The 21,954-nt window shown below is 69.0% G+C and carries 25 protein-coding genes; 12 read left to right on the top strand and 13 right to left on the bottom strand.

Annotation, left to right across the window (positions count from 1 at the left end; translation table 11 throughout):
- Window positions 1-2: 2 nt before the first annotated feature.
- From NA12_RS30745 to NA12_RS30735, 3 genes are all read left to right on the top strand, one after another.
- Window positions 3-473, top strand: a complete 471-nt coding sequence (locus tag NA12_RS30745; RefSeq protein WP_067459516.1) for a peroxiredoxin — start codon at window positions 3-5, stop codon at window positions 471-473.
- Window positions 474-539: 66 nt separating this feature from the next.
- The gene (locus NA12_RS30740) at window positions 540-1,106 is read left to right on the top strand and encodes a permease (protein ID WP_067459513.1); all 567 of its coding nucleotides are present in this window, start codon (window positions 540-542) and stop codon (window positions 1,104-1,106) included.
- 144 nt (window positions 1,107-1,250) lie between these two features.
- Window positions 1,251-1,718 carry a MarR family winged helix-turn-helix transcriptional regulator gene (locus tag NA12_RS30735; protein ID WP_067459510.1) on the top strand — a complete coding sequence of 156 codons (468 nt, stop codon included), beginning with the start codon at window positions 1,251-1,253 and terminating at the stop codon, window positions 1,716-1,718.
- Here the strand turns inward: NA12_RS30735 and hisI are convergent.
- Together hisI and NA12_RS30725 are read right to left on the bottom strand one after the other, a co-directional pair.
- Window positions 1,715-2,059 (bottom strand): phosphoribosyl-AMP cyclohydrolase, encoded by a 345-nt coding sequence (hisI, locus tag NA12_RS30730; protein WP_067459507.1) that lies wholly within the window; start codon window positions 2,057-2,059, stop codon window positions 1,715-1,717. The genes NA12_RS30735 and hisI overlap by 4 nt on opposite strands.
- On the bottom strand, window positions 2,056-3,300 hold the full coding sequence (locus NA12_RS30725) for a PucR family transcriptional regulator (protein ID WP_255284114.1): 1,245 nt from the start codon (window positions 3,298-3,300) through the stop codon (window positions 2,056-2,058). The genes hisI and NA12_RS30725 overlap by 4 nt, the downstream gene beginning before the upstream one ends.
- 179 nt (window positions 3,301-3,479) lie before the next feature.
- On the opposite strand from NA12_RS30725, the gene NA12_RS30720 reads away from it, so the two are divergent.
- The 7 genes from NA12_RS30720 (at window position 3,480) to NA12_RS30690 (ending at window position 10,216) form a co-directional block, all read left to right on the top strand.
- Window positions 3,480-4,238, top strand: a complete 759-nt coding sequence (locus NA12_RS30720; protein ID WP_067459501.1) for an ABC transporter ATP-binding protein — start codon at window positions 3,480-3,482, stop codon at window positions 4,236-4,238.
- Window positions 4,235-4,984 carry an ABC transporter ATP-binding protein gene (locus NA12_RS30715; RefSeq protein WP_067459498.1) on the top strand — a complete coding sequence of 250 codons (750 nt, stop codon included), beginning with the start codon at window positions 4,235-4,237 and terminating at the stop codon, window positions 4,982-4,984. Before NA12_RS30720 ends, NA12_RS30715 begins: the two co-directional genes overlap by 4 nt.
- Entirely contained in the window at window positions 4,981-5,859 is an 879-nt protein-coding gene (locus NA12_RS30710) for a branched-chain amino acid ABC transporter permease (protein ID WP_067459495.1), read from the top strand. The genes NA12_RS30715 and NA12_RS30710 overlap by 4 nt, the downstream gene beginning before the upstream one ends.
- Window positions 5,856-6,902, top strand: a complete 1,047-nt coding sequence (locus NA12_RS30705; protein WP_067459492.1) for a branched-chain amino acid ABC transporter permease — start codon at window positions 5,856-5,858, stop codon at window positions 6,900-6,902. Before NA12_RS30710 ends, NA12_RS30705 begins: the two co-directional genes overlap by 4 nt.
- On the top strand, window positions 6,892-8,148 hold the full coding sequence (locus NA12_RS30700; protein ID WP_067459489.1) for an ABC transporter substrate-binding protein: 1,257 nt from the start codon (window positions 6,892-6,894) through the stop codon (window positions 8,146-8,148). Before NA12_RS30705 ends, NA12_RS30700 begins: the two co-directional genes overlap by 11 nt.
- A gap of 73 nt (window positions 8,149-8,221) precedes the next feature.
- Window positions 8,222-8,971, top strand: a complete 750-nt coding sequence (locus tag NA12_RS30695; protein WP_067459486.1) for a DUF8020 domain-containing protein — start codon at window positions 8,222-8,224, stop codon at window positions 8,969-8,971.
- 87 nt (window positions 8,972-9,058) lie between these two features.
- Complete coding sequence (locus NA12_RS30690; protein WP_067459484.1) at window positions 9,059-10,216, top strand: acyl-CoA dehydrogenase family protein; 1,158 nt, start codon at window positions 9,059-9,061, stop codon at window positions 10,214-10,216.
- A gap of 7 nt (window positions 10,217-10,223) precedes the next feature.
- On the opposite strand, the gene NA12_RS30685 is transcribed toward NA12_RS30690, so the two are convergent.
- The 4 genes from NA12_RS30685 to priA form a co-directional block, all read right to left on the bottom strand.
- Window positions 10,224-11,162 (bottom strand): TIGR03564 family F420-dependent LLM class oxidoreductase, encoded by a 939-nt coding sequence (locus tag NA12_RS30685; RefSeq protein WP_084473249.1) that lies wholly within the window; start codon window positions 11,160-11,162, stop codon window positions 10,224-10,226.
- 114 nt (window positions 11,163-11,276) lie between these two features.
- Window positions 11,277-12,092: an imidazole glycerol phosphate synthase subunit HisF gene (gene hisF, locus NA12_RS30680; RefSeq protein WP_067459593.1), complete on the bottom strand. Its 816-nt coding sequence runs from the start codon at window positions 12,090-12,092 to the stop codon at window positions 11,277-11,279.
- A gap of 5 nt (window positions 12,093-12,097) precedes the next feature.
- Window positions 12,098-12,919: an inositol monophosphatase family protein gene (locus NA12_RS30675; RefSeq protein WP_067459477.1), complete on the bottom strand. Its 822-nt coding sequence runs from the start codon at window positions 12,917-12,919 to the stop codon at window positions 12,098-12,100.
- 8 nt (window positions 12,920-12,927) lie between these two features.
- Entirely contained in the window at window positions 12,928-13,659 is a 732-nt protein-coding gene (gene priA / locus NA12_RS30670) for a bifunctional 1-(5-phosphoribosyl)-5-((5-phosphoribosylamino)methylideneamino)imidazole-4-carboxamide isomerase/phosphoribosylanthranilate isomerase PriA (protein ID WP_067459474.1), read from the bottom strand.
- A gap of 389 nt (window positions 13,660-14,048) precedes the next feature.
- Between priA and NA12_RS30665 the strand changes: the two genes are divergently transcribed.
- The gene (locus tag NA12_RS30665; RefSeq protein ID WP_067459471.1) at window positions 14,049-14,510 is read left to right on the top strand and encodes a hypothetical protein; all 462 of its coding nucleotides are present in this window, start codon (window positions 14,049-14,051) and stop codon (window positions 14,508-14,510) included.
- A 4-nt stretch (window positions 14,511-14,514) separates the two neighbouring features.
- Here NA12_RS30665 and NA12_RS30660 read toward each other — a convergent pair whose 3' ends face one another.
- Complete coding sequence (locus tag NA12_RS30660; RefSeq protein ID WP_067459468.1) at window positions 14,515-15,117, bottom strand: maleylpyruvate isomerase family mycothiol-dependent enzyme; 603 nt, start codon at window positions 15,115-15,117, stop codon at window positions 14,515-14,517.
- A gap of 165 nt (window positions 15,118-15,282) precedes the next feature.
- On the opposite strand from NA12_RS30660, the gene NA12_RS30655 reads away from it, so the two are divergent.
- Entirely contained in the window at window positions 15,283-16,596 is a 1,314-nt protein-coding gene (locus tag NA12_RS30655; protein ID WP_243655121.1) for a DUF2786 domain-containing protein, read from the top strand.
- 8 nt (window positions 16,597-16,604) lie between these two features.
- Here NA12_RS30655 and NA12_RS30650 read toward each other — a convergent pair whose 3' ends face one another.
- The 6 genes from NA12_RS30650 to hisD form a co-directional block, all read right to left on the bottom strand.
- Window positions 16,605-17,231 (bottom strand): LemA family protein, encoded by a 627-nt coding sequence (locus tag NA12_RS30650; RefSeq protein ID WP_067459465.1) that lies wholly within the window; start codon window positions 17,229-17,231, stop codon window positions 16,605-16,607.
- Window positions 17,228-18,079: a DUF3137 domain-containing protein gene (locus NA12_RS30645; RefSeq protein ID WP_243655122.1), complete on the bottom strand. Its 852-nt coding sequence runs from the start codon at window positions 18,077-18,079 to the stop codon at window positions 17,228-17,230. The genes NA12_RS30650 and NA12_RS30645 overlap by 4 nt, the downstream gene beginning before the upstream one ends.
- A 90-nt stretch (window positions 18,080-18,169) precedes the next feature.
- A complete protein-coding gene (gene hisH / locus NA12_RS30640) occupies window positions 18,170-18,799 on the bottom strand; it encodes an imidazole glycerol phosphate synthase subunit HisH (RefSeq protein ID WP_067459459.1) in 630 nt (209 codons plus the stop codon).
- A complete protein-coding gene (gene hisB, locus NA12_RS30635) occupies window positions 18,796-19,413 on the bottom strand; it encodes an imidazoleglycerol-phosphate dehydratase HisB (RefSeq protein ID WP_132370284.1) in 618 nt (205 codons plus the stop codon). Before hisB ends, hisH begins: the two co-directional genes overlap by 4 nt.
- A gap of 20 nt (window positions 19,414-19,433) precedes the next feature.
- Entirely contained in the window at window positions 19,434-20,561 is a 1,128-nt protein-coding gene (locus NA12_RS30630; RefSeq protein ID WP_067459456.1) for a histidinol-phosphate transaminase, read from the bottom strand.
- On the bottom strand, window positions 20,558-21,895 hold the full coding sequence (hisD, locus tag NA12_RS30625) for a histidinol dehydrogenase (RefSeq protein ID WP_067459453.1): 1,338 nt from the start codon (window positions 21,893-21,895) through the stop codon (window positions 20,558-20,560). Before hisD ends, NA12_RS30630 begins: the two co-directional genes overlap by 4 nt.
- Window positions 21,896-21,954 lie beyond the last annotated feature (59 nt).

The raw sequence follows: 21,954 nt of genomic DNA, 5'->3' as shown, positions 1-21,954 counted from the left end.
GCATGCAGCCAGGCCAGCGCGCTCCGCAGTTCGAGCTCCCCGATCAGTCCGCCCAGCTCCGCTCGCTCGACGACTTGCTCGCCGACGGCCCGGTGGTGCTCTTCTTCTATCCCGCCGCCAACACCCCGGTGTGCACCGCCGAGGCCTGCCACTTCCGTGATCTGAGCGGCGAGTTCGCCGCGCTGGGCGCCTCGTGTGTCGGCATCAGCACCGACAGCACCGAGGTGCAGGCCGGTTTCGCCACCAAACAGCGCCTGGACTACCCCGTGCTGTCCGATGCCGACGGCGCGGTGGCCGCCGCGTTCGGCGTGAAGCGTGGGCTGCTCGGCAAACTCGCCCCGGTGAAGCGGCACACTTTCGTCATCGACACCGACCGCACGATTCTGAAGATCGTCACCGGTGAGCTGCGGGCGGCCGTGCATGCCGACGAAGCACTGGCCTTCCTGCGCGAACGCAGCACCGCCGCCGAGTAGTACCGGTCGGCGAATCGCCGGGCGACGCAACGACGCCCGGCGAATCGCCGCACCTACGCTGGGCGGATGACAACCGGCGAGGTGCAGTCGAGCAGTCAGAAGTCCACCGCCGTCGTCTGGCGTAACCGGGCGATCGGCGCGGTCGCCACGGCGGTGGTGCTGGTGCTCGCCTATGTCATCCTGTCCTCCTTCATCCCCCGATGGTGGGCGCAGCGGCTGGCAGGCACCGTGCACGGCAGTTTCAGCTCGGGCATCTGGTGGGGCCTGGTGTACGGGTTCGTATTCACCCTGGTGCCACTGTTGCTGCTGGTATTCGCGGTGTGGGTATGGAAGCGCAAGGGCGGCAAGTTCATGGCGGGCGCGGCGGTGATCGTCGCGCTGGTGTGCTCGCTGCCGAATCTGATGACGTTGACGATCGTGCTCGGCGGCAACAATGCCGCACACGCCGGTCAGCGCATTCTGGACGTCGACGCTCCCGCGTTCCGCGGCGCCTGTCTGGTCGGCGCCATCATCGCGGCGGTGCTGTTCGCGCTGGTGCTCGCCCTGATGGGCAGGCGCGGATTCAGCCGTCGCCGATCCACGACCGCCGCACAGCCCCCGCCGACGACACCGCCGATGACCGGCGACCACTGACCCTCACCGGCAGTCCCGCGACGATGTGAGTGACCTCACCACCACCACCAACTCGCGGACGCCGCAGCGACGTCGTGGCAAACTCTTTACTGTGCGCGCCTCACTCCACCATGTCCGCTGTCCGGCCGCGAGGCAGTACCGTCGATGACCCAGTGGCTCGACCCTGTCGAACAACGCGCATGGCACGCGGTCGTCGCGCTCATGACCCGAATTCCCAGCGCACTCGATACCCGGCTGCAACGCGAGTCCGGGCTCACCCATTTCGAATTCCGCGTGCTCAGCCTGCTGTCCGAGGAGGCGGGCCACCGCCTGCAGCTGAGTGATCTCGCCCACAAGGCAAATGCGTCGCTATCGCGGTTGTCGCATGTGGTCTCGAAGCTGGAACGCCTCGGCTGGGCGCGGCGCGACACCACCCCCGGCAGACGCGGGGTGTACGCGGTCCTCACCGACGCGGGTTTCGAGAAAGTGATCGAGGCGGCCCCCGGCTATGTGGACGCCGTGCGCGCGCTCGTTCTCGACGGTCTCACCGCGCAGCAGACAGCCCAGCTCGCGGTACTCGGGGAAACGCTGTCCGACCGGCTGCGGCGAATCCTGGTCGAGGACGGCGACTAGCCGGCGGCGAGCAGGAGGTCGGCGTCGAAGCAGGTGTGGGTGCCGGTGTGGCACGCCGCGCCCTCCTGATCGACGATCAACAGCAGCGTGTCGCCGTCACAATCCAGGCGCACCTCGTGCACGTACTGGGTGTGCCCGGAGGTCTCGCCCTTGATCCAGTACTGCTGACGCGAACGCGAATAGTAGGTCGCCTTGCGGGTTTCCAGCGTGCGGGCCAGCGCCTCGTCGTCCATCCAGGCCATCATCAGCACGTCGCCGGTGGCCTTCTCCTGCGCGATCGCGGCGATCAGTCCGTCCTCGGTGCGCTTGAGGCGGGCGGCGATAGCGGGGTCGAGGCTCATGCCTCGTTTATAACAGCAGCCAGTTCGATGGCCACCAGCAGTTCCACGAGGTCGTTCACGCTGCGTACGTTGCGACCGGTGAGCTCCTGGATCCGGCCGAGCCGGTACTTGGCCGTATTGAGGTGGATGTGCAGGGTGTCGGCGGCTTCGCGCAGATTCATGTCCGCGGCGGCGAAGGCGCGGATCGTCTCGGCGAGAGTTCCGCCGCGCACCCGATCCTCGGCCAGTGCGCTGCCGATGCGCGGGTCGACCAGCTGGCGGGTCGTGTCATCGGCACGCAGGAGCAGATATTTGAAGGGCGTGAGCTGTGGCAGCGCCAGCACCCCACCGCCTTCGGGTAGGAGCTCGAGCGCGGCCTGCGCCTGCCGGTAGGCGCGCGGAATCTGGGCGACCTCGGTCACCGTGGTACTCACCCCGATGGCGAGTGTGATGCCCTCCGCGCCCAGTTCGTCCCCCATCGCGCGCAGCCGCTCACACAGTCCGTCGGCCGCGGTGCCCGCACCGAGCGCGGGCACCGCGACGATCTCGGATCCACGCACCACCGACAAGGTCCGCAATCCGTTGACCGTGCAGCGCGCCAGCGCCGCGGACACCGATTGTCTTGCCTGGAGCAGACTTTCGGAGGATTCCTCGCCCCGATCCAGGACCACCGCGGTGACCACGACCACCGGCGTGGCGCGTTCGGCCCCGATGCCGTGCGCGGTGGCCACCGACAGGTGCGGACCGCTCGCGGGCAGCGCCCCATCGAGCAACGCGTCCATCAGCGCCTGCGAGTCGCGCCCCGATTCGGCGGCCACGTACTGCTGGAATTCCAGGTACGCGTCGGTGGCCTGGGTACTGATCAGGTCGGTGTAGCGCGCCAGCGGACCGGCCAGCGACAGCACGGCCGCGCGGCCCGCCTCGGAATCGCCCGCGTGCGCGAGCAGCGATTTCCAGATGGCCCGCTGCCCGAGCCGGAACGCGGCGATGTAGTCGACCAGCGGCAGCCCGGTACGGGCCCGCCGCGCCGCCGCCTGCCGGGCATAGGCGACGTCGGACGGGCAGACGCGGCGGTGCTCGAGCAACGCGCCGAGCCCGGTGCGGCTCAGCCTGGCGAGCTGATCGTGCACGTCATCGAGCAGACCGGGGCCCGCGCAGGCGTAGCCGGGCAGCTCGGCGCGGATCTTGGCCATCACATCGTCGGCGATCTCGTCGGCGTGGTCGTAGGCGGCGCCCGCTATCCGGTGACGCTCGGCCCGCACCTGATCGGACTCGGTCGAAACGGATAAAAGTGATCCAGCTGACATATTTCGGGAGTGTGCAGGCAATGCGCCCACAGTGTCAACCACGTCACACTGTCCGCAGCGGACGAGCACCGCCGCCAGTTCTTGGTCCGCAACGTCCGATGTGGGCTCCGACCTGCGGTCTTAGTGTTCGTCACATGCTCGAGATAACCAACCTGACGGTGCGCTTCGGCGGCATCACCGCTTTACAGGACGTCGGGTTCACGGTCGCTGCCGGCGAGATGGTCGGCCTGATCGGACCCAACGGCGCAGGCAAGACCACCCTGTTCAACTGCATGACCCGGCGCAACCGGCTGACGTCGGGCACCATGCGTTACCTCGACACCGATCTGTCCACGGTGCGACCCGACGCACTGGCCGCGCTCGGCATCGCCCGCACCTTCCAGAACCTCGGTCTGTTCCCCCGCCTCTCGGTGCGCGAGAACATCCTCGTCGGCGCGCACCACCGGGCCTGCGCGGGCTTCGTCTCCGCCGGACTGCGGTTGCCGAAGGTCCGCAGGGAGGAGAAGCTGCTGCGCGCCGAGGCCGACGAACTGCTCGAACGCCTCGACCTGACCGCGGTCGCCGATCACCCCGCCGCCGGTCTGCCCTTCGGCACCCTCAAGCGCATCGAACTCGCCAGAGCGCTGGCGGTGCGGCCACAGCTGCTGCTGCTCGACGAACCGGTGAACGGCCTGAGCCACGGGGAGGTGGACGAATTCGCCGCCCGCCTGCGCGGCCTGCAAGCCGACCTCGCGCTCACCGTGATCGTCGTCGAACACCACATGGGTTTCGTGATGGGCACCTGCGATCGGGTGATCTGCCTCGAGTTCGGCCAGGTGATCGCCGAGGGTGAACCCGAAGCGGTGCAACAGGATCCGGCCGTCATCCGCGCCTACCTGGGAGCTTCGGCATGAGCGAGCACTGGCCGACGGCCGACAACGCGTTCCTGACGGTCACCGATCTGCGTGCCGGTTACGGTGCGGCGAAAGTCCTGCACGGCGTCAGCTTCTCGGTCGAGCAGGGCACCGTGTGCGCGATCCTCGGCCCGAACGGCGCGGGCAAGACCACTCTGCTGCGCGCCCTGTGCGGGATGATCAAGGTGCGCGGCAGCCTGGTCCTCGACGGTGACGAAGTATCCGGTCGCGCACCGGAATCGATGGCGCGCCTCGGTGTCGCCCACGTTCCCGAGGGGCGCGGGACCTTCGCCCCGCTCACCGTCGAAGAGAACCTGCGCCTCGGCGCCTACCCCCGCCGTGACCGCGCCGCCGTCGATACCGATCTGCGCCGCGTCTACGACTACTTCCCGATCCTGCGCGACAAACAGCGCGACGCCGCGGGCGGCATGTCCGGCGGCCAGCAGCAGATGCTGGCCATCGGCCGGGCGCTGATGCTGCGGCCGCGCTTGCTGCTGCTCGACGAACCCTCGCTCGGCCTCTCACCACTGGTCACCCAGGAGCTGTTCGGGATCGTGGCCACCATCAATCAGGAGGAACGCACCACGGTGATCGTCGTCGAACAGAACGCCCACCTGGCGCTCGGTATCGCCCAGCAGGCGCACGTCCTGGAAACCGGGCGCATCGTGTTGTCCGGCACCGCGGCACAGATCAGGGCCGATGAGCAGGTCACCCGCTCCTACCTGGGAATCCAGGTGAAGCCGTGATCGAATTCCTGCAGCAACTCGTCGAGGGCCTGTCCGCGGGCGCTATCTACGCCGGTCTCGCGCTGGCGCTGGTGCTCATCTACCGATTCACCGGGATCGTCAATTTCGCCCAGGGTGAGCTGGCCATGTTCTCGGCGTTCCTGGCCTGGCAGCTGAGTCAGATCATGCCGTTCTGGGCGGCGCTGATCCTGACCCTCGCCCTCTCCTTCGTCGGCGGCATGCTGATCGAACGGGTGGTGATCCGTCCGGTCGAGGGCGCGCCCGAGATCACCCTGGTGATCGTCACCGTCGGGTTGTTCTTCACCATCCACGCCGCCGCGGGCTGGATCTGGTCGTATCAGACCAAGTCGTTCCCGAATCCCTTCCCAGAGGGCGCTTTACGTGGGGGCGGTCTGAGCGTGGGCTACGGCAGTCTCGGCGTCCTGCTCGTCGTCGGTGTGGTCATGGCGCTGCTGTATCTGCTGTTCCGCTACACCAGGATCGGGCTCGCGATGCGGGCGGTGGCGTGTAACCCGCAGTCGGCCAAACTCGTCGGCATCCGGGTCGGCACCGTGCTCGCGCTCGGCTGGGGTCTGGCCGCGCTGGTCGGGGCGGTCTCGGGCGTGCTGTCGGCGCCGCTGCTGTTCCTCGAACCCAACATGATGGGCGGAGTCCTGATCTACGCCTTCGCGGCGGCGACGCTGGGCGGGTTCGACTCCCCCGGCGGCGCGGTGGCGGGCGGTCTGATCGTCGGCGTCGCCGAAACCCTCACCGGCGCGTACGTCGACGCGATCGGCACCGAACTCAAGATCGGTGTGCCGCTGGTGATCATCCTGGGCGTGCTCCTGCTACGCCCACAAGGTCTGTTCGGACACGCGGCGGTGGAAAGAGTATGAGCGAAGTGAACATCGCGGCCACGCCTACGGCGGCGCCGGTCGCGAAACCCGACCCGAAACCGCGCCGGCTGACTACGCTGCGCCTGCCGATCATCGCGACGGCCGCAGTTCTCCTGGTGGCCTGCGTCGCGCCCTTCGAGCTGGCGCCCTTCCACACCTTCCAGCTGGCCATGGCGATGATCTACGCGGTCACCCTGCTCGGGCTGAACCTGCTGGTCGGTCACACCGGCCAGATCTCGCTCGGCCACGGCGCGTTCTTCGCGGTCGGTGCCTATACCGCCGCGATCGCGATGGAGCACTGGGACACACCGTATTTCGCGACCATCCCGATCGCCGCGGCCATCACCTTCGTCCTCGGTTTCGCACTCGGCGTCCCGGCGCTGCGACTGCGTGGGCTGTACCTGGCACTGGTCACCCTGGCCATCGCGATCTTCCTGGTCCCCCTGCTCAAGCGGTTCGACAGCCTGACCGGCGGCTCGATGGGACTGGTCGTCGACAAGCCGGTGCCGCCCGCGTGGACCGGCCTCGCCGAGGACCAGTGGCTGTACTTCCTGGCGCTGGCCACCACCGTGCTGAGCTTCGTACTGGTCGCCGGGATGCTGCGCTCCCGAGTCGGCCGCGCGCTGCACGCGATGCGCGACAACGAGATCGCCGCCGAGGTGCTCGGGGTGAACCTGGCGCACTACAAGACGCTCGCCTTCGCGTGGAGCGCGCTGCTGGCCGGGGTGGCCGGCTCGGTCTACACCTGGGTGATCGCGTTCGTCTCGCCCGACTCGTTCGCGCTGACGTTGTCGATCACCCTGCTGGCCGGGCTGGTGGTGGGCGGCCTCGGCACCACCTGGGGCCCGCTGCTGGGCGGACTGTTCGTGATGTTCGTGCCCAGTTTCGCCCAGGACGTCAATCAGGCCGCACCGGGCGTCATCTTCGGACTGCTGATCATCGCGGTCATGTACCTCGCGCCGAAGGGTTTGGCCGGCCTGGCCACCCAGTGGACGCAATGGCTCGGACATCGTGTCCGGAAAGGGAAAAATCATGCGCACTAGGGCAATTCGCTCCATCGGTGTGACGGCCGCGCTGCTCGCGACCCTCACCGCGTGTGGTGGTCGTGGCGAGGAGACCGGCTCCGTCGGTCAAGGCGACTGCCAGGGCCAGCAGACCATCGGCATCACCGACAGCACCATCAAACTCGGCGGAGCGTACCCGCTGTCGGGTCCGGCCTCGGCCTACAGCGAGGTCCCCAAGGGCGCCAAGGCCTACTTCGACTACATCAACGCCGAACAGGGCGGCATCAACGGACGCAAGGTCGAATACATCGTCCGCGACGACGGCTACCAGCCGCCGAAGACCGTGGAGGAGACCCGCCGCCTGGTCGAACAGGACCAGGTGTTCGCCGTCTTCCAAACCCTCGGCACGGCAACGTCTTCGGCAGTCGCCGACTACCTCAACCAGCGCAAGGTGCCCCAGGTCTTCGTCGCCACCGGCGCGAACAAATTCGGGGCGGGCACCGAGCACCCGTGGACCATCGGCTGGCAGCCCAGCTACCGCACCGAGGGTCTGGCCTACGCGCAGTACGTGAAGGCGCAGAAGCCGAACGCGACCGTGGCGGTGCTCTACCAGAACGACGACTTCGGCAAGGACCTGCTGGCGGCGTTCACCGAGGGAGTCGCGGGCAGCGGGGTGAAGGTGATCGCCGAGCAGAGCTTCGAGGTCACCGACCCCACCGTCGACGCCCAGGTGCGCAACCTCGCCAACTCCAAAGCCGATGTGCTGCTGAACTTCTCGACGCCGAAATTCGCCTCGCAGGCACTGGCCGCCGATGTGCGCAACGCCGACTGGAATCCGTTGCACGTGCTCGCCGTGGTCTCCAACACCATGGCCACCCTGCGACCGGTGGGGCTGGCCAACGTCCAGGGCACGGTGACCGCGGCCTTCCTCAAGGACGCCGCCGACCCGCGCTGGGCCACCGACGCGGGCATGCGGACCTACCGATCCAAGCTCACCCAGTACGCCCCCGGCGCCGATCCGGAGAACCAGCACGCGATGGCCGGATGGACGATGGCCGAGAGCTTCCGCAAGACCATGGAGGCGGCGAAGTGCCCGACGCGAGAGGGCCTGCGTGACGCGATGCGCTCGCTCGACAACGTCTCCGCCGACCTGATGCTGCCGGGCATCTCGATGAAAACCGGTGCCGACGACGGCTATCCACTCCAGGCCGTCGGGATCCAGACCTTCGTCGGCGAGCACTGGTCGCTCACCGACGGCGGCCTGATCGACACCACCGGCAAGTAGTCGCCCCAGACGTCGCGCAGCGCAGCCCAGCACGCGCGGCAGTACGAAATATCCGAACGATGAGGATCCGAATATGAAGTTGTCAACCACTCTGGCCACGGCGGCCATGACGACCGCGCTGGCGCTGTGCGTCAGCACCGGGACCGGCACCGCCGATCCGGCACCGCAGACCGAGGTCCGCTACGAGGTGAGCAGGCAGGGTGACTCCGCGGTGCTGTCCACCGACGGCAAACTGCAGGTCGTCGACGGTCAGCTGCTGCTCACCACCGGCGCCGACACCCCGGTCGCCGCGCTGCCGCTGACCTACCGCATGGACGACAAGGTGTTCCCGATCGCGGCCACCATCGACGGCGGCACCGCGACCCTGACCCCGTCCAGGGAGGGCGGCGCCCCGGTGGCCGCGGCCACGAACGTGATCACCCAGGACGCGGCCGCTCGCCAGATCGCCGAGTCCTTCACCCCGCGTGATCAAGCCGCGCTCGGCGTGCTCAGCCAGCGCCTCGGCGTCGGCGGCGCCGTAGCGGCCATCGTCGGCGCGGTGGTCGGCGGCGGCGTCGGCTGTCTGGTCGGCGGCGCCGCGGGTGCGGCCATCGCCAGCCCGGTGATCGTGCTGCTGGTGCCGTGGGTCGGTGCCACGGTGGCCGGTTGTGTGCTCGGCGCGGCCACGCTCGGCGCGGTCGGCACGATGCTGGGCCTGGTCACCGTCGGCGGGCCGCTGGCCGTCTTCTCGGCCTACCAGTACTTCTCGACGATTCTCGCGCCGTGCCCGGCCGATCTCGGGGCGTACTGCAAGGACCCCGCGGTTCCCACACCGCCGAAGTAGACCACCACCGCCGTTCTCGCCGGCCCGCCCGACCACCTCGTCGGGCGGGCCGGCTCGTGGCCGTTGCCGGCCGGTAAGGAAATCCCCATGCGCAGAACAGTCTTCGATGCCGAGCACCGCGCCTTCCGCGCGACGATGCGCGCGTTCATCGACGCCGAGGTCGTCCCGAGTTTCGGGAAGTGGTACGACGAGGGACTGGTGCCGCGCGAATTCTATTACCGGCTGGGCGAACTCGGAGTACTCGGCATGGAGGTGCCCGTCGAACACGGCGGTCGTGGCCTCGACTCGTTCCGGTACCGGGCGGTGCTCGCCGAGGAGATCGCCCGCGCGGCAGTATCTTTCGGCGGTTCCAGCGCTCATGTGTCGCGCTGTCTGCCGCTGATCAACGACCTGGCGACCCCCGAGCAGCGGCGGCGCTGGCTGCCCGGATTCGTCACCGGCGAAACGATGTTCGCGCTCGCGGTCGCCGAGCCGGGCACCGGCACGGAACCGGCGGGTATGCGCACCACCGCGCCGTTGTCGCTGGACGGCGGCGAATACCTGCTCAACGGTTCGAAGACCTACGTCACCGGCGGAGTGCACGCCGACCGGGTCATCGTGTGCGCGCGCACCGCGCCGCCGAGCGCCGACGACCCCACCTACGGCCTGTCCCTGCTGGTCGTCGACAGCGCGACCCCCGGCTATCGGGTCGGACGCGCCCTCGACACGCTCGGCCGAAAGGTCTCCGACACCGCCGAACTCACGTTCACCGATGTGCGGGTGCCGGTGACCGATCGACTCGGTGAACCACACCGCGGCGACGACCATCTCACCGCCCAGCTGCCCAGGGAACGGCTCACCATCGCCGTCGGCGCGCACGCGCAGGCCAGGGCTGCGCTGCGTTTCGCGCGACGCTTCACCGCCGAGCGCACCGCGTTCACGCATTCGGTGGCGAGCTTCCAGAACACCAAGTTCGAGCTCGCCGCGTGCCGCGCCGAGGTCGACGCCATCGAGGCGGTCGTCGATCGCGCGCTCGCCGCCCACGATCGCGGCGACCTGACCCCGGCCGACGCCGCCTCAGCGAAGCTGTTCTGCACCGAGTCGGCGGGCCGGGTGATCGACCGCTGCCTCCAATTGCACGGCGGGGTCGGCTATCTCGCGGACTCCCCCATCGCTCGCCTCTACGCCGACCACCGCATAGATCGCATCGTGGGCGGCACCAGCGAGGTCCTGCGCACGGTCATCGCCGCCGAGATGGGGTTGTGACGCCTGCTCAGCGGGCTCGTGCGAGCTCGCCGAGCAGGCGCCAGGTGCGCTGCTGGTCCTCGGGCGTGGTCAGGTCGGTCTGGGTGAACACCACATCGGTGGCGCCCGCGGCGAAGTAGTCGGCCACGCGGGCGGCGACCGTCTCCTCGTCGCCGATCACCACGAGTTCGGCGGCCCGCTGGGCACCCGACAGCGCGACCACGCGCTGATACGACGGAATCGTGTCGTAGAAGGCGGTTTTCGCCTCGGCGATCTCGCGCGCCGCGCCGACATCGGCGGTCACGACGCCGGGCACCATGGCCACGATGCGGGGGTGCGGCCTGCCCGCGGCCGTCGCGGCGGCGGTCAACGGGGCGACGATGTGCTCGGCCAGCGCGTCGGGGCCCACCAGGAAGGGCAGCGTGCCGTCGGCCAGTTCGCCGGTGGCCCGCAGTGCCTGCGGCCCCATGGCCGCGACCAGGACCGGCACCGTCGGGTCGGCGCCCGCCACCGCCGTTGGCATCGGATTGGCGGCCGTCAGCGTCTCACCGCGGAAGTCGACCTCACCCGTGTCGAGAATCGACCGCAGCGCGGTGAGGAATTCGCGCAGCCGCAGGGCCGGCCGGTCGAACTGCCCGCCGAACGCGCGTTCGGACAGCGAGCGGGCGCCGAGCCCCAGCCCGAGCACGAACCGTCCGCCGGTCGCCGCCTGCGCGGTCTGCGCCTGGCCCGCCACCAGCAGCGGATGTCTGCCCGGCACCGGCACCACCGAGGTGCCCACTTCGATCCCGGGCACCGCCCGACCGATCAAGGCCGTCAACAGGATCGAATCACTGTTGAAAGCCTGGCCCGACCACACCGAGCTCAGTCCGGCCGCGGCGGCCGCCCTCGCCTGGTCGATGGCCGTGTCCACACTGTTGGCGGCAGGGTCGGTACTGAACGGGGACAACGCGATTCCGATGCTCATCCCCGTGACAACGCTGTCGATCACCGCTGTCATAGCGATCGGCGCACGCTGATTCCATCGCCCGCGCGGCCGTGGAATCAGCGTGGTGCGAATTCGGGCGCGACCGAGTTCGGGTCAGCGGACGGTGATGCCGTCCGCGCGCATCGCGTCCTTCACCTGGCCGATGGTGAGGTCGCCGAAGTGGAAGACGCTCGCGGCGAGTACCGCGTCGGCACCGGCGTGGACGGCGGGCGGGAAGTGTCCCACCGCACCCGCACCGCCGCTGGCGATCACCGGTACTCGCACCGCGGCGCGCACCGCGGCGATCATCGTCAGGTCGAAACCGGCCTTGGTGCCATCGGCGTCCATCGAGTTCAGCAGGATCTCGCCCACCCCGAGTTCGGCGCCGCGGATAGCCCATTCGACAGCGTCGATGCCGGTACCGCGCTTGCCGCCGTGGGTGGTGACCTCCCAGCCGGACGGGGTGTCGGGCTGCCCGTCGGGCACGGTGCGGGCGTCGACCGAGAGCACGATGCACTGCGCGCCGAAGCGCTGCGACATCTCGAACAGCACCTCGGGGCGCGCGATGGCGGCGGTGTTCACCGACACCTTGTCCGCGCCCGCGCGCAGCAGCCGGTCGACGTCTTCGACCGTGCGTACCCCGCCGCCGACGGTGAGCGGGATGAAGATCTGTTCGGCGGTGCGGGTCACCACGTCGAGCATGGTGCCCCGGTCGCCGGTGGAGGCGGTGACGTCGAGGAAGGTCAGTTCGTCGGCGCCCTGGGCGTCGTAGGTCGCGGCCAGTTCCACCGGATCACCCGCATCGCGCAGGTTCTGGAAGTTGACGCCCTTGACCACGCGGCCCGCGTCGACATCGAGGCACGGGATCACGCGAACCGCCAGGGTACTCGGCGCGGTGGTGCCCGCTCGTTCGTCGGTGCGCGGTGTCATCGGGTTCACCCTCGTTCTTCTTCGCTGACGGTGCAGATCATGTCCAGCAGTTCTTTGTGCACGCCCGGCGCGGCGGCCAGCACCGAGCCGGAGGTGATCGTCCACGGCGCGCCGGCCAGGTCGGTGACCACACCTCCCGCGGCGCGCACCAGGGCGACTCCGGCCGCGTTGTCCCACGGGTGGTGGCCGAACACGACCGCGCCGCCGAGCGCCCCCGACGCGGTGAACGCCAGGTCGATACCGGTCGCACCGTGCATGCGGACCCGGGAGGACAACCGGCTCAGCGCACCGAGCAGGTCGAATCGGAACTGGCCGGGGATCCGACCGGCCGAGTCGAGGTTGAAGGCGCCGAAACCGATCATCGAGTCGGCGAGTTCGGCCGGGGCCAACGGCGGCAACGCCTCGCCGTCGAGGTACACCGGACCACCGCTCACCGCGGTGTAGCGGCGACCGAGCGTGGGCAGCCAGGTGAGGCCGATCACCGGCTCGCCTTCGTGTACCAGCGCCAGCAGGGTGCCCGACATCGGGTGACCGGAGGAGTAGTTGAAGGTGCCGTCGATCGGATCGAGCACCCAGGCCGTGCCCGACGTGAGCGCGGGCCCGCCGAACTCCTCGCCGTGCACCGCGATGCCGGTCCGCTGCTGGAGATCGGCGGAGATGGTCCGTTCCAGTTCGAGATCGAGTTCGGTGGCGAAGTCGTTGCGGCCCTTGGTCACCGCGCTCGGCGCACCGAGTCCTTCGACGAAACGCGGGACCACGCCGTCGAGGATCTGGGTGGCGACGGTCAGCAGGTCGGTCAGTTCGGCGGTGCTCAGCGCGGCGGTCATCAGTGTTGTCAGCGCACCGCGGCCAGGGCTTCGGGCAGCGTGAAGCGGCCCGCGTACAACGCCTTGCCGATGATCGCGCCCTCCACGCCGTCGTCGGCCAGGCCGGCGATCGCGACGAGGTCGTCGAGTACCGAGATGCCGCCGGAGGCGACCACCGGCGCCTCGGCGGCGTTGGCGACCTCGCTCAGCAACCCGAGGTTGGGGCCGGTCAGTGTGCCGTCCTTGGAGACGTCGGTGACCACATAGCGCGAGCAACCGTCGCGCTCGAGGCGTTCGAGCACCTCCCACAGGTCGCCGCCGTCGGTCACCCAGCCTCGACCGCGCAGCCGCCACTGCCCGTCGATCTGCTTGACGTCGAGCCCCACCGCGATCCGGTCGCCGTACTCGCCGAGTACTCGTGCGCACCACTGCGGGTTCTCGATCGCCGCGGTGCCGATATTGACCCGCGCGCATCCGGTGGCCAGCGCCGCCTTCAGCGAATCGTCGTCGCGGATCCCACCGGACAGTTCGACCGACACGTCGAGCTCGCCGACGACCTGGGCGATCAGTTCGCGATTGCTGCCCTTACCGAAGGCCGCGTCGAGGTCCACCAGATGCACCCACTCGGCCCCCGCCTGCTGCCATGCCAATGCCGCGTCCCGAGGCGACCCATAGCTCGTTTCGCTACCGGCCTCCCCTTGCACGAGGCGCACGGCCTCACCATTGGCGACATCGACAGCGGGCAACAGCACAAGACTCACGCATTCAGACTAGTGGGTCTGTGTCGCCGTTCCCGCAACGGTCCGCCGCCGATGAGGTCCGTGTCACCCGCACCCCGCGCACAGACGTGGTGCGGCGCGCACGTCAGGCACTGCCTGTGCGGCATGGACGTCATCGACACGGTCTTCGCGGGTCCGCGTCGACGACAGCTCGGTCACCGGACTCCGCTGTCGTCGGCGACCCCGCCGCACCGTCGAGGACGGCTACCGCGGCCACCCTGTGACGTCGACCTGGCCGACCTTCGCCACGACGTCATTGGAGCCGAATCCTGGTGAACGGCGGTCGATTACAGGTCATGTCGGCGGTGCTGGATACAGTTCGTTCCGGCGCGGGAGATCCGCGAAAACCCTTTTTCGATCGAAGGAAAATCGTGTTCCGTACAGGTGTACTGGGTAGTTTGCTGGGTTCGATCGCCGTGGCGGCGGTGATCGTGGCGCCGAACGCGGCAGCGGGCCCCCCGGACACGGCGCGGCTCGCGGGCTGCGATTTCGGCCGTGAGGTTTCGACCTACGACCACGCGCACGACCTGGACGGCTACTTCCAGCGTGTCCTCGACCGCAGCACGGGCACATTCCACGCCGAGTTCACCCAGTCCAGGGACGCGCTGGCGGCGGCCATGCGTCAAGCGGAGGTTCGCTCGACCGCCGAGAACATCACCTGCGGCGCGGTGAGCGGCGATCTGCTCAACGCCAACATTCTGGTGACGTTGACGCAGATCCGTACCAACGCGAACTCGCCCGAACCCCAGCGCCTGAACTTGGCCATCAACGTCGAACTGACCAATGTGTGGGGCCGTTGGCTCGTGCGGGAACTCGATTCCCCGATGCTGTAGTAGTTCAGCCGAGGCGGCGGCGGAGTTCGGGGAGTCCGCCGCCGGTGAGGTCGTCGAGCGCGGCGGTGCGGCCGACCATCGCCAGCGCGATGGCCTCGCCGGGGCCGCGTACTTCCGGTCCGTCGCCGCCGGACCAGACGACATCGGTGGCGAGAAAACGCAGGCCCTTGGCATATCTGGCCGGGACGGCGAAGGGGTCGGGGTAGTTCAGGACCGCGATGAGACGGTCGGCGGGGATCGTGCGTGGACGACCGAGGGGACGGCGGATGTCCTGCTGATGGACGACGAGGTCGGAGAGCATGAGCCGGGGCGAGAACCTCGCCAGGCGACCCGACTCGGCGGCGAGCTTGTCCACCAACTGCTCGGTCGTCAGCGCCGAGAACATGGTCGCGAGCGCGTTGTTGGTGCGGTTGATCGAGCCTCGGCTCTTCACCACGAGCCCGGCGTAGCCCAGCGGGCTCAGCGTGTCCTGCAGCAGGTGCGCGACGACATCGCGAACCCGCCACCCCGCGCACAGCGACGGCGTCTCCCATTCCTGCTCGCTCAACCCCCGCAGCAGTTCGACCAGTTCGGCTCGTTCGTCGAGCACCATCCCCCGATAATTCATGGCGCCAGCCTAAGGTCACCGGCCGACTTCCAACACCCCCTTCGCGCAGTTCCCTTGGGCGAGTGACGATTACGAGCGCACATCCGGAAGACTCACCCGGCCCGGCGCGAGGCGTTCGACACCGGGCCCGATGACGACGAACCCGCCCGGGACCGATGCGCGAGAATGGACGCCGCGAACACCACCCACCCTCGTTTCGACGGTGGCACCTCCACGAACAGGATCGACGCGACCCCCTTGGCCAAGCAGAACCGTCGGCGCCGGACAGGCCGTAAACCGGCAGCCGCTCCCGAACTTCCGATCGATGCCGCGTTGTCGGGCGACCGGTCGCGGATGGCCGACGCGATCGCGACCGTCGCCTTCCTCGCCGCCCAGGGCGAGGCGAACACGATCCGGCGATTCGTCGACGGCGTCGCGGACGCCGACCTGGGCACCGGAGTGGACCTCGCCGCGGCACGAATCATCTTGCGCGCCTTCGAGTTCGGCTGGCTACCCCGTGACGTACACGAGGCCGCGCGCAGGCGGGTCGACGAGTTCGCGGTGCGCTATCTGACCGATCTGATGGCTGAGCACCGCTCCGATTTCCCCGCCGACTCCGTCGACGAGATCTGGCAATCGCACCTGGACGAGCTGCGCGCCACCCGCTGGTGGACCGCCGAGCGCCCCCACTTCGACCAGTGGGCCGACCGCGCGCTGCTCACTCGCGACGAGGCGCTCACCACGGCCATGACCGCGCTCGCCCTGCTCATCGGACTCCCGAAACTCGAGCAGATCGTCGCGCTGCCCGGGACCAGCAGGCAGACCACCGCCCACCACCATGTCGACGCCAGGACCCTCGGCCGGGTACGCGGCCTGCTCGCCAAGGCCGAGTCGACTTCCTTCGCCGAGGAGGCCGAAACCCTGTCCGCCAAGGCGCAGGAACTCATGACCAAATACGCGATCGACCGTGCCCTGCTCGATGCCGAACGCACCGATCCCGATCTCCCCGCCGCTCGCCGAATCTGGCTGGAAACCCCCTACACCGACGCCAAGGCCCTGCTCATCGACATGGTCGCCCGGGCCAATCGGGCCCGCGCGATCTTCGTGGCCGACTGGGGTTTCGTCACGATAGTCGGCGACGACCCCGACCTCGACGCCGTCGAGATCCTGTCCACCTCCCTGCTCGTCCAAGCCACCCGCACCATGATCGACAACGCCACCACCGAGGAATCCCGCTCCCGCCACTACCGCAAGGCCTACCTCACCGCCTACGCCACGCGAGTCGGCGAACGCCTTACCGCGACCGCCGAAGCGACCATCGCCGACGCCGCCGACCCCGCCCACCTGCTCCCGGCCCTGGCCGGCCACCGACAGCGCGTGGACGACGCCTTCGCCACCTACTTCCCCACCGCCCGTACCCGAGGCATCACCATCCGCAGCGCCGAAGGCTGGACCGCGGGCACCGACGCCGCCGACCGAGCCCATCTCGACAACCGCTGATCACCCGGCTATCGGTTCGTCCGATCGCGGAACAGCTGGTCCAGGTCGGTCACGGTCCGCGGCTGCGGACCGCTGAGTTCGAAGTACTCGGCCCCGGACACGTGGTGCAGCGAGGCGACCAGCCTGGCGGGCACGGATTCGACCTTGGTATTCAAGGCACGCACATTCGCGTTGTACAGGCGTCGGGCCGCCGCGATCCGGTCCTCGATGTCGCCCAGCTCGCGCTGCAGTGCCGCGTAGTTACGCACGGCTCCCAGCTCGGGATACCCCTCGGCGAGGGCTTGCAGGCGGCCCAATGCCGTGGTCAGGGCGTTCTCGGCGGTGGCGACCGACGCCACGTCGGCCCCCGGCTCGGTGCCGATCCGGGTCGGAGACGCGGTGCCGGTGAGTGCGCGCGCACGGTGTCGAGCCTCGATCACCGCTTCCAGGGTGCCGCGCTCGAAGGCCGCGGCCCGCTCGACGGTGGCCACCACATTCGGTACCAGGTCGTGGCGGCGCTGCAGCTCGACGTCGATCTGTTTCCATGCTTCGGCGACCAGGTTCCGGAGCCGCACGAAGTCGTTGTAGGCGGCGAAGTACCACAGAACCACGATCAGCCCCACGACGACAACGGTGATGATGACAGCGGTACTCACGCGATATTCCCTTCTGTGACAGCGTCGGAGCCGACCCGCGCCGACCGGGTGAGCGGGGTCGCGTAGTCGGTCCAGACGAACCCGGGGATGCCGTCGGCCACTATCCGCATCGCCTCGAACACCGTGGTGATCTCGTGGGGTCGATTGCCGAGAATGGTGACCCCGACCAGTTGGTTGCCCACGATCTCGAACTTGGTCGCGCTCGCCGCCGGACTGCGCAGCCCGAGGTGCACCAGCCCCTCGATCGTGCGCGGTGTGAAGATGGCGTGGGCGAACGCCGGATTCGACGAATGCACGAAGAAGCGCTCGTTGAAGTCCGCGGATTCGAACTCCACCCGGTCACCGGTGGTGAGGTCCGATGTCAGCCCCACAGTCAATCGGGGTAGCGCCGCGGGCAGGTCCACGACGAAGACGTTGCGGTAGTGGGTGCTGATGTTGATCTTGTTGTTGTTGAGCCACGTCAGGTGGAAGAAGCCGGCGGGGTACCTGCCGATCCTGCCTCGCATCGCGTCGCGGACCCGAAAGCGCCGTGCCCGGCCGATAGTGAACGGCGGGAAGTCCCACTCGGGCACCGGCCAGGCGGCCGCGCGCTGATAGTCGAAACCGTGCTCATCGGCCCATCGCGCGGTCCACCGCTTGCGCATGGCCTTCACGACGATCCCCGCGGGCAGGAACGCCAGCGCCGGTGTGGCGAGCAGCAGGACCCACGAGAACGGGCGCCCATGATCGCGCCACCACCAGTACTGCGCGAACACCAGCGCTACCAGGGTCACCACCGTCACCGCGTTGAGGAACCGCTGCCCCGACCAGAACGGATCACTACCGCCGCCACCGACCGTTTCGCCCACAATCTCTCCTACCGTCCACGCACCTCCGAGAGGAGGACGCGTGAACGATCGCAGGGGCCGCTTGCAGACTCCTTACGGCGGACAAACCGACTACAGCGACCCGATCCAGTTGCGCAGCAGGTGCGCGCCCGCGTCGCCGGACTTCTCCGGGTGGAACTGGGTGGCCGACAACGGTCCGTTCTCGACGGCGGCCAGGAAGGGGACGCCGTGTTCGGCCCAGGTGAGCTTCGGCGGCGCGATGTGCTCGTTGTCGGGCAGTTCCCACTGTTGGGCCGCGTAGGAGTGGACGAAATAGAAGCGGGTGTCGGCGTCCATACCGGCGAACAGGGTGCTGTCGGCGGGCGCCTTCACCGTGTTCCAGCCCATGTGTGGCAGGACCGGAGCGTCCAGTCCCGCGACGGTGCCGGGCCATTCGCCGCAGCCCTCGGTCTCGACACCGAACTCGACGCCGCGGTCGAACATGATCTGCATGCCGACGCAGATGCCGAGCACGGGACGTCCACCGGCGAGGCGCTGACCGATCATGCGATCACCGCGCACCGACAGCAGCCCGGCCATGCAGGCCGCGTACGCGCCGACGCCGGGGACGACGAGCCCGTCCGCGGCCAGCGCGGCGGTGGGATCGGCCGTCACTTGCACCTGCGCACCGGCACGCACCAGCGCGCGTTCGGCGGAGTGCAGATTGCCGGAGCCGTAGTCCAGCAGCACCACCGATTTCACAGCACACCCTTCGTGGACGGCACACCGGTGACCCTGGGATCGATTTCCACGGCGACGCGCAACGCCCGTGCGACAGCCTTGAACTCGGCCTCGGTGATGTGGTGCTGGTCGCGGCCGTAGAGCACCCGCACGTGCAGCGCGATGCGGGCGTTCTGCGCGATCGACTCGAAGACGTGCTTGTTGAGCACCGTCGAGTACGAAGCGCCGGGGCCCGCGCTCGGGATGATGGTGTGTACGAGGTGTTCGGGCTCACCGGTGAACACGCAGTACGGCCGGCCGGACACATCGACGGCGGCGTGCGCGAGGGTTTCGTCCATCGGGATGAACGCGTCGCCGAAGCGGCGGATCCCCTTCTTGTCCCCCAGTGCCTGTCCGAGCGCCTGGCCCAACACGATGGCGGTGTCCTCGACCGTGTGGTGCGCTTCGATCTCGATGTCCCCTTCGGCCCGCACGACCAGATCGAACCCGGCGTGCGCGCCGAGCGCGGTCAGCATGTGGTCGTAGAACGGCACCCCGGTGGAGATCTCGGTCTGCCCGGTGCCGTCGAGGTTCAGCTCCACCAGAATCGAGGACTCCTTGGTGACGCGTTCCACCCGCGCTGTTCTGCTCATGATGTGTTCCTCCACAGGTGGATTCAGTGAGTAAGGTCGGTGCCCGCGATATCGCGGCTCACGCGCAGGAATTCGTCGTTCTCGGCGGCGAGACCGATGGTGGCGCGCAGGTACCCGGGGATGCCGACATCGCGGATCAGTACACCCGCGTCGAGGTAGTGCTGCCACGCGGCGCTCGCGTCGGTGAACCGGCCGAACAACACGAAGTTGGCATCGCTGGGGATCACCTCGAACCCGAGCGCGGCCAATGCGGCGGCGACCCGGTCGCGCTGGGCCGCCAATTCCGCGACGCTGCCGAGCGTTTCGTCAGCGTGACGCAACGCCGCGCGCGCGGCGGCCTGGGTGACCACCGACAGGTGGTACGGCAAGCGCACCAGCAGAATCGCGTCGATCACCGCCGGCGAGGCGGCCAGGTAGCCCAGGCGCCCACCCGCGAAGGCGAAGGCCTTGCTCATGGTGCGGGTGACCACCAGCTTGGTCGGGAACCGGTCGATCACCGTGATCGCGCTGGGTACCGCCGAGAACTCGCCGTACGCCTCGTCCACCACGACGATGCCGGTCGCGACCTCGAGAATCCGCTCGAGCTCGTCGATCGCGATGCTGTGCCCGGTCGGATTGTTCGGGCTCGTCACGAACACCACGTCGGGTCGGCGTTCGGCGATCTGCGCCACCGCGTAGTCGATGTCGAGGGAGAAGTCGCCGCTGCGCTTCGCCTCGACCCACTCGGTGTCGATGCCTTCGGAGATGATCGGGTGCATCGAGTACGAGGGCACGAAACCCAGTGCGCTGCGGCCCGGTCCGCCGAACGCCTGCAACAGCTGCTGCAGGATCTCGTTGGAGCCGTTGGCCGCCCACACATTCGCGGTGTCGACCGCGATGCCGGTCTGCCGGGTCAGGTACTCGGCGAGGTCGTGGCGCAGCGCGACGGCGTCGCGATCGGGGTACCGGTGCAGATCGGCCGCGGCGGCGCGCACCGACTCGGCGACATCGTCGATCAGCGCCGTGCTCGGCGGGTGCGGGTTCTCGTTGGTATTGAGCTGCACGGGCACCGTCAATTGCGGTGCGCCGTAAGGAGACTTGCCCCGCAGGTTGTCGCGCAGCGGTAGCTGGTCCAGGGTCGCCGAGGCGCCGGGGACGGTGGGAGTACTCACGACAGCGCCTCGAAACGCGCCTGCACGGCCTGGCCGTGGGCGGGCAGATCCTCCGCGTCGGCCAGGGCGACGACGTGTCCGGCGACATCCTTCAACGCCGCCTCGGTGTACTCCACGATGTGGATGCCGCGCAGGAACGTCTGCACGCTCAGTCCCGAGGAGTGCCGCGCGCATCCCGCGGTCGGCAGCACGTGGTTCGAACCGGCGCAGTAGTCGCCCAGGCTGACGGGCGCCCACGGGCCGACGAAGATCGCACCCGCGCTGCGCACCCGCGCCGCGACCGCGGCCGCGTCGACGGTCTGGATCTCGAGGTGCTCGGCGGCATAGGCGTCGACCACTCGCAGGCCCTGCGCGATGTCGTCGACGAGCACGATGCCGGACTGCTTGCCGCGCAACGCTTCTCGCACCCGATCGTGGTGCTTGACCACGGCGAGCTGAGCGTTCACCGCGGCGTCGACCGCGTCGGCCAGCGCGGGCGAATCGGTGACCAGCACACTGGCGGCGAGCACATCGTGCTCGGCCTGGCTGATCAGGTCGGCGGCCACGTGCACCGGATCGGCCGTGGCGTCCGCCAGTACCGCGATCTCGGTGGGGCCGGCCTCGGCATCGATGCCCACCAGCCCACGGCACAGCCGCTTGGCCGCGGTGACGTAGATATTGCCCGGTCCGGTGATCAGATCGACCGGTTCCAGCGCCCCACCATCGGTATCGACACCGCCGTAGGACAGCAACGCCACCGCCTGCGCACCGCCGACCGCCCACACCTCGTCGACGCCGAGCAGCGCGGCGGCCGCCAGGATCGTCGGGTGCGGCAGCCCACCGAACTGCGCCTGCGGCGGCGAGGCCACCACCAGCGACTCGACGCCGGCGGCCTGTGCCGGCACCACGTTCATCACGACCGAGGACGGATACACGGCATTGCCGCCGGGCACATACAGCCCCACCCGCTCCACCGGCAGCCACTTCTCGGTGACGGTGCCGCCGGGCACGACCTCGGTCACCGTGTCGGTGCGCCGCTGATCGGCGTGCACCTTCCTGGTCCGTTCGATCGCCACCTCGAGTGCGGCGCGCACCGCCGGGTCCAGCTCGGCCAGGGCTTTGGTCAGCTCACCGACCGGCACCCGCACGACAGTGGGGCGCACACCGTCGAACTTCTCGCTGTAGTCCAGCGCCGCCTCGGCACCCCGGTCACGAATATCGGCGACGACCGGCCGCACATGATGCAGCACCGAGTCCACGTCGACCCCTCCGCGCGGCAGCGCGGTGCGCAGCTCGGCAGCGGAGGGAGTACGACCGCGCAAATCGACGCGGGCGAGCTCGATGCGGGAAGTCATATCGGGGTCGGTCCTGTTCTGTGCTGGGGCTCAGGTCAGCTACCAGCCTAGTGGTCGGC

The organism is Nocardia alba NBRC 108234, from assembly GCF_001612665.1.
In the GTDB taxonomy this organism is placed as follows: domain Bacteria; phylum Actinomycetota; class Actinomycetes; order Mycobacteriales; family Mycobacteriaceae; genus Nocardia; species Nocardia alba.
This window is presented reverse-complemented; position numbering and strand designations above follow the sequence as displayed.

What these genes read in the sequence shown, in the direction of transcription:
- NA12_RS30745 (WP_067459516.1), top strand. Translation starts at nt 3, where the DNA reads ATGCAGCCAGGCCAGCGCGCTCCGCAGTTCGAGCTCCCCGATCAGTCC.
- NA12_RS30740 (WP_067459513.1), top strand. Translation starts at nt 540, where the DNA reads ATGACAACCGGCGAGGTGCAGTCGAGCAGTCAGAAGTCCACCGCCGTC.
- NA12_RS30735 (WP_067459510.1), top strand. Translation starts at nt 1,251, where the DNA reads ATGACCCAGTGGCTCGACCCTGTCGAACAACGCGCATGGCACGCGGTC.
- hisI (WP_067459507.1), bottom strand. Translation starts at nt 2,059, where the DNA reads ATGAGCCTCGACCCCGCTATCGCCGCCCGCCTCAAGCGCACCGAGGAC.
- NA12_RS30720 (WP_067459501.1), top strand. Translation starts at nt 3,480, where the DNA reads ATGCTCGAGATAACCAACCTGACGGTGCGCTTCGGCGGCATCACCGCT.
- NA12_RS30715 (WP_067459498.1), top strand. Translation starts at nt 4,235, where the DNA reads ATGAGCGAGCACTGGCCGACGGCCGACAACGCGTTCCTGACGGTCACC.
- NA12_RS30705 (WP_067459492.1), top strand. Translation starts at nt 5,856, where the DNA reads ATGAGCGAAGTGAACATCGCGGCCACGCCTACGGCGGCGCCGGTCGCG.
- NA12_RS30700 (WP_067459489.1), top strand. Translation starts at nt 6,892, where the DNA reads ATGCGCACTAGGGCAATTCGCTCCATCGGTGTGACGGCCGCGCTGCTC.
- NA12_RS30695 (WP_067459486.1), top strand. Translation starts at nt 8,222, where the DNA reads ATGAAGTTGTCAACCACTCTGGCCACGGCGGCCATGACGACCGCGCTG.
- NA12_RS30690 (WP_067459484.1), top strand. Translation starts at nt 9,059, where the DNA reads ATGCGCAGAACAGTCTTCGATGCCGAGCACCGCGCCTTCCGCGCGACG.
- NA12_RS30685 (WP_084473249.1), bottom strand. Translation starts at nt 11,162, where the DNA reads ATGAGCATCGGAATCGCGTTGTCCCCGTTCAGTACCGACCCTGCCGCC.
- hisF (WP_067459593.1), bottom strand. Translation starts at nt 12,092, where the DNA reads ATGACACCGCGCACCGACGAACGAGCGGGCACCACCGCGCCGAGTACC.
- NA12_RS30675 (WP_067459477.1), bottom strand. Translation starts at nt 12,919, where the DNA reads ATGACCGCCGCGCTGAGCACCGCCGAACTGACCGACCTGCTGACCGTC.
- NA12_RS30660 (WP_067459468.1), bottom strand. Translation starts at nt 15,117, where the DNA reads ATGAATTATCGGGGGATGGTGCTCGACGAACGAGCCGAACTGGTCGAA.
- NA12_RS30655 (WP_243655121.1), top strand. Translation starts at nt 15,283, where the DNA reads ATGGACGCCGCGAACACCACCCACCCTCGTTTCGACGGTGGCACCTCC.
- hisD (WP_067459453.1), bottom strand. Translation starts at nt 21,895, where the DNA reads ATGACTTCCCGCATCGAGCTCGCCCGCGTCGATTTGCGCGGTCGTACT.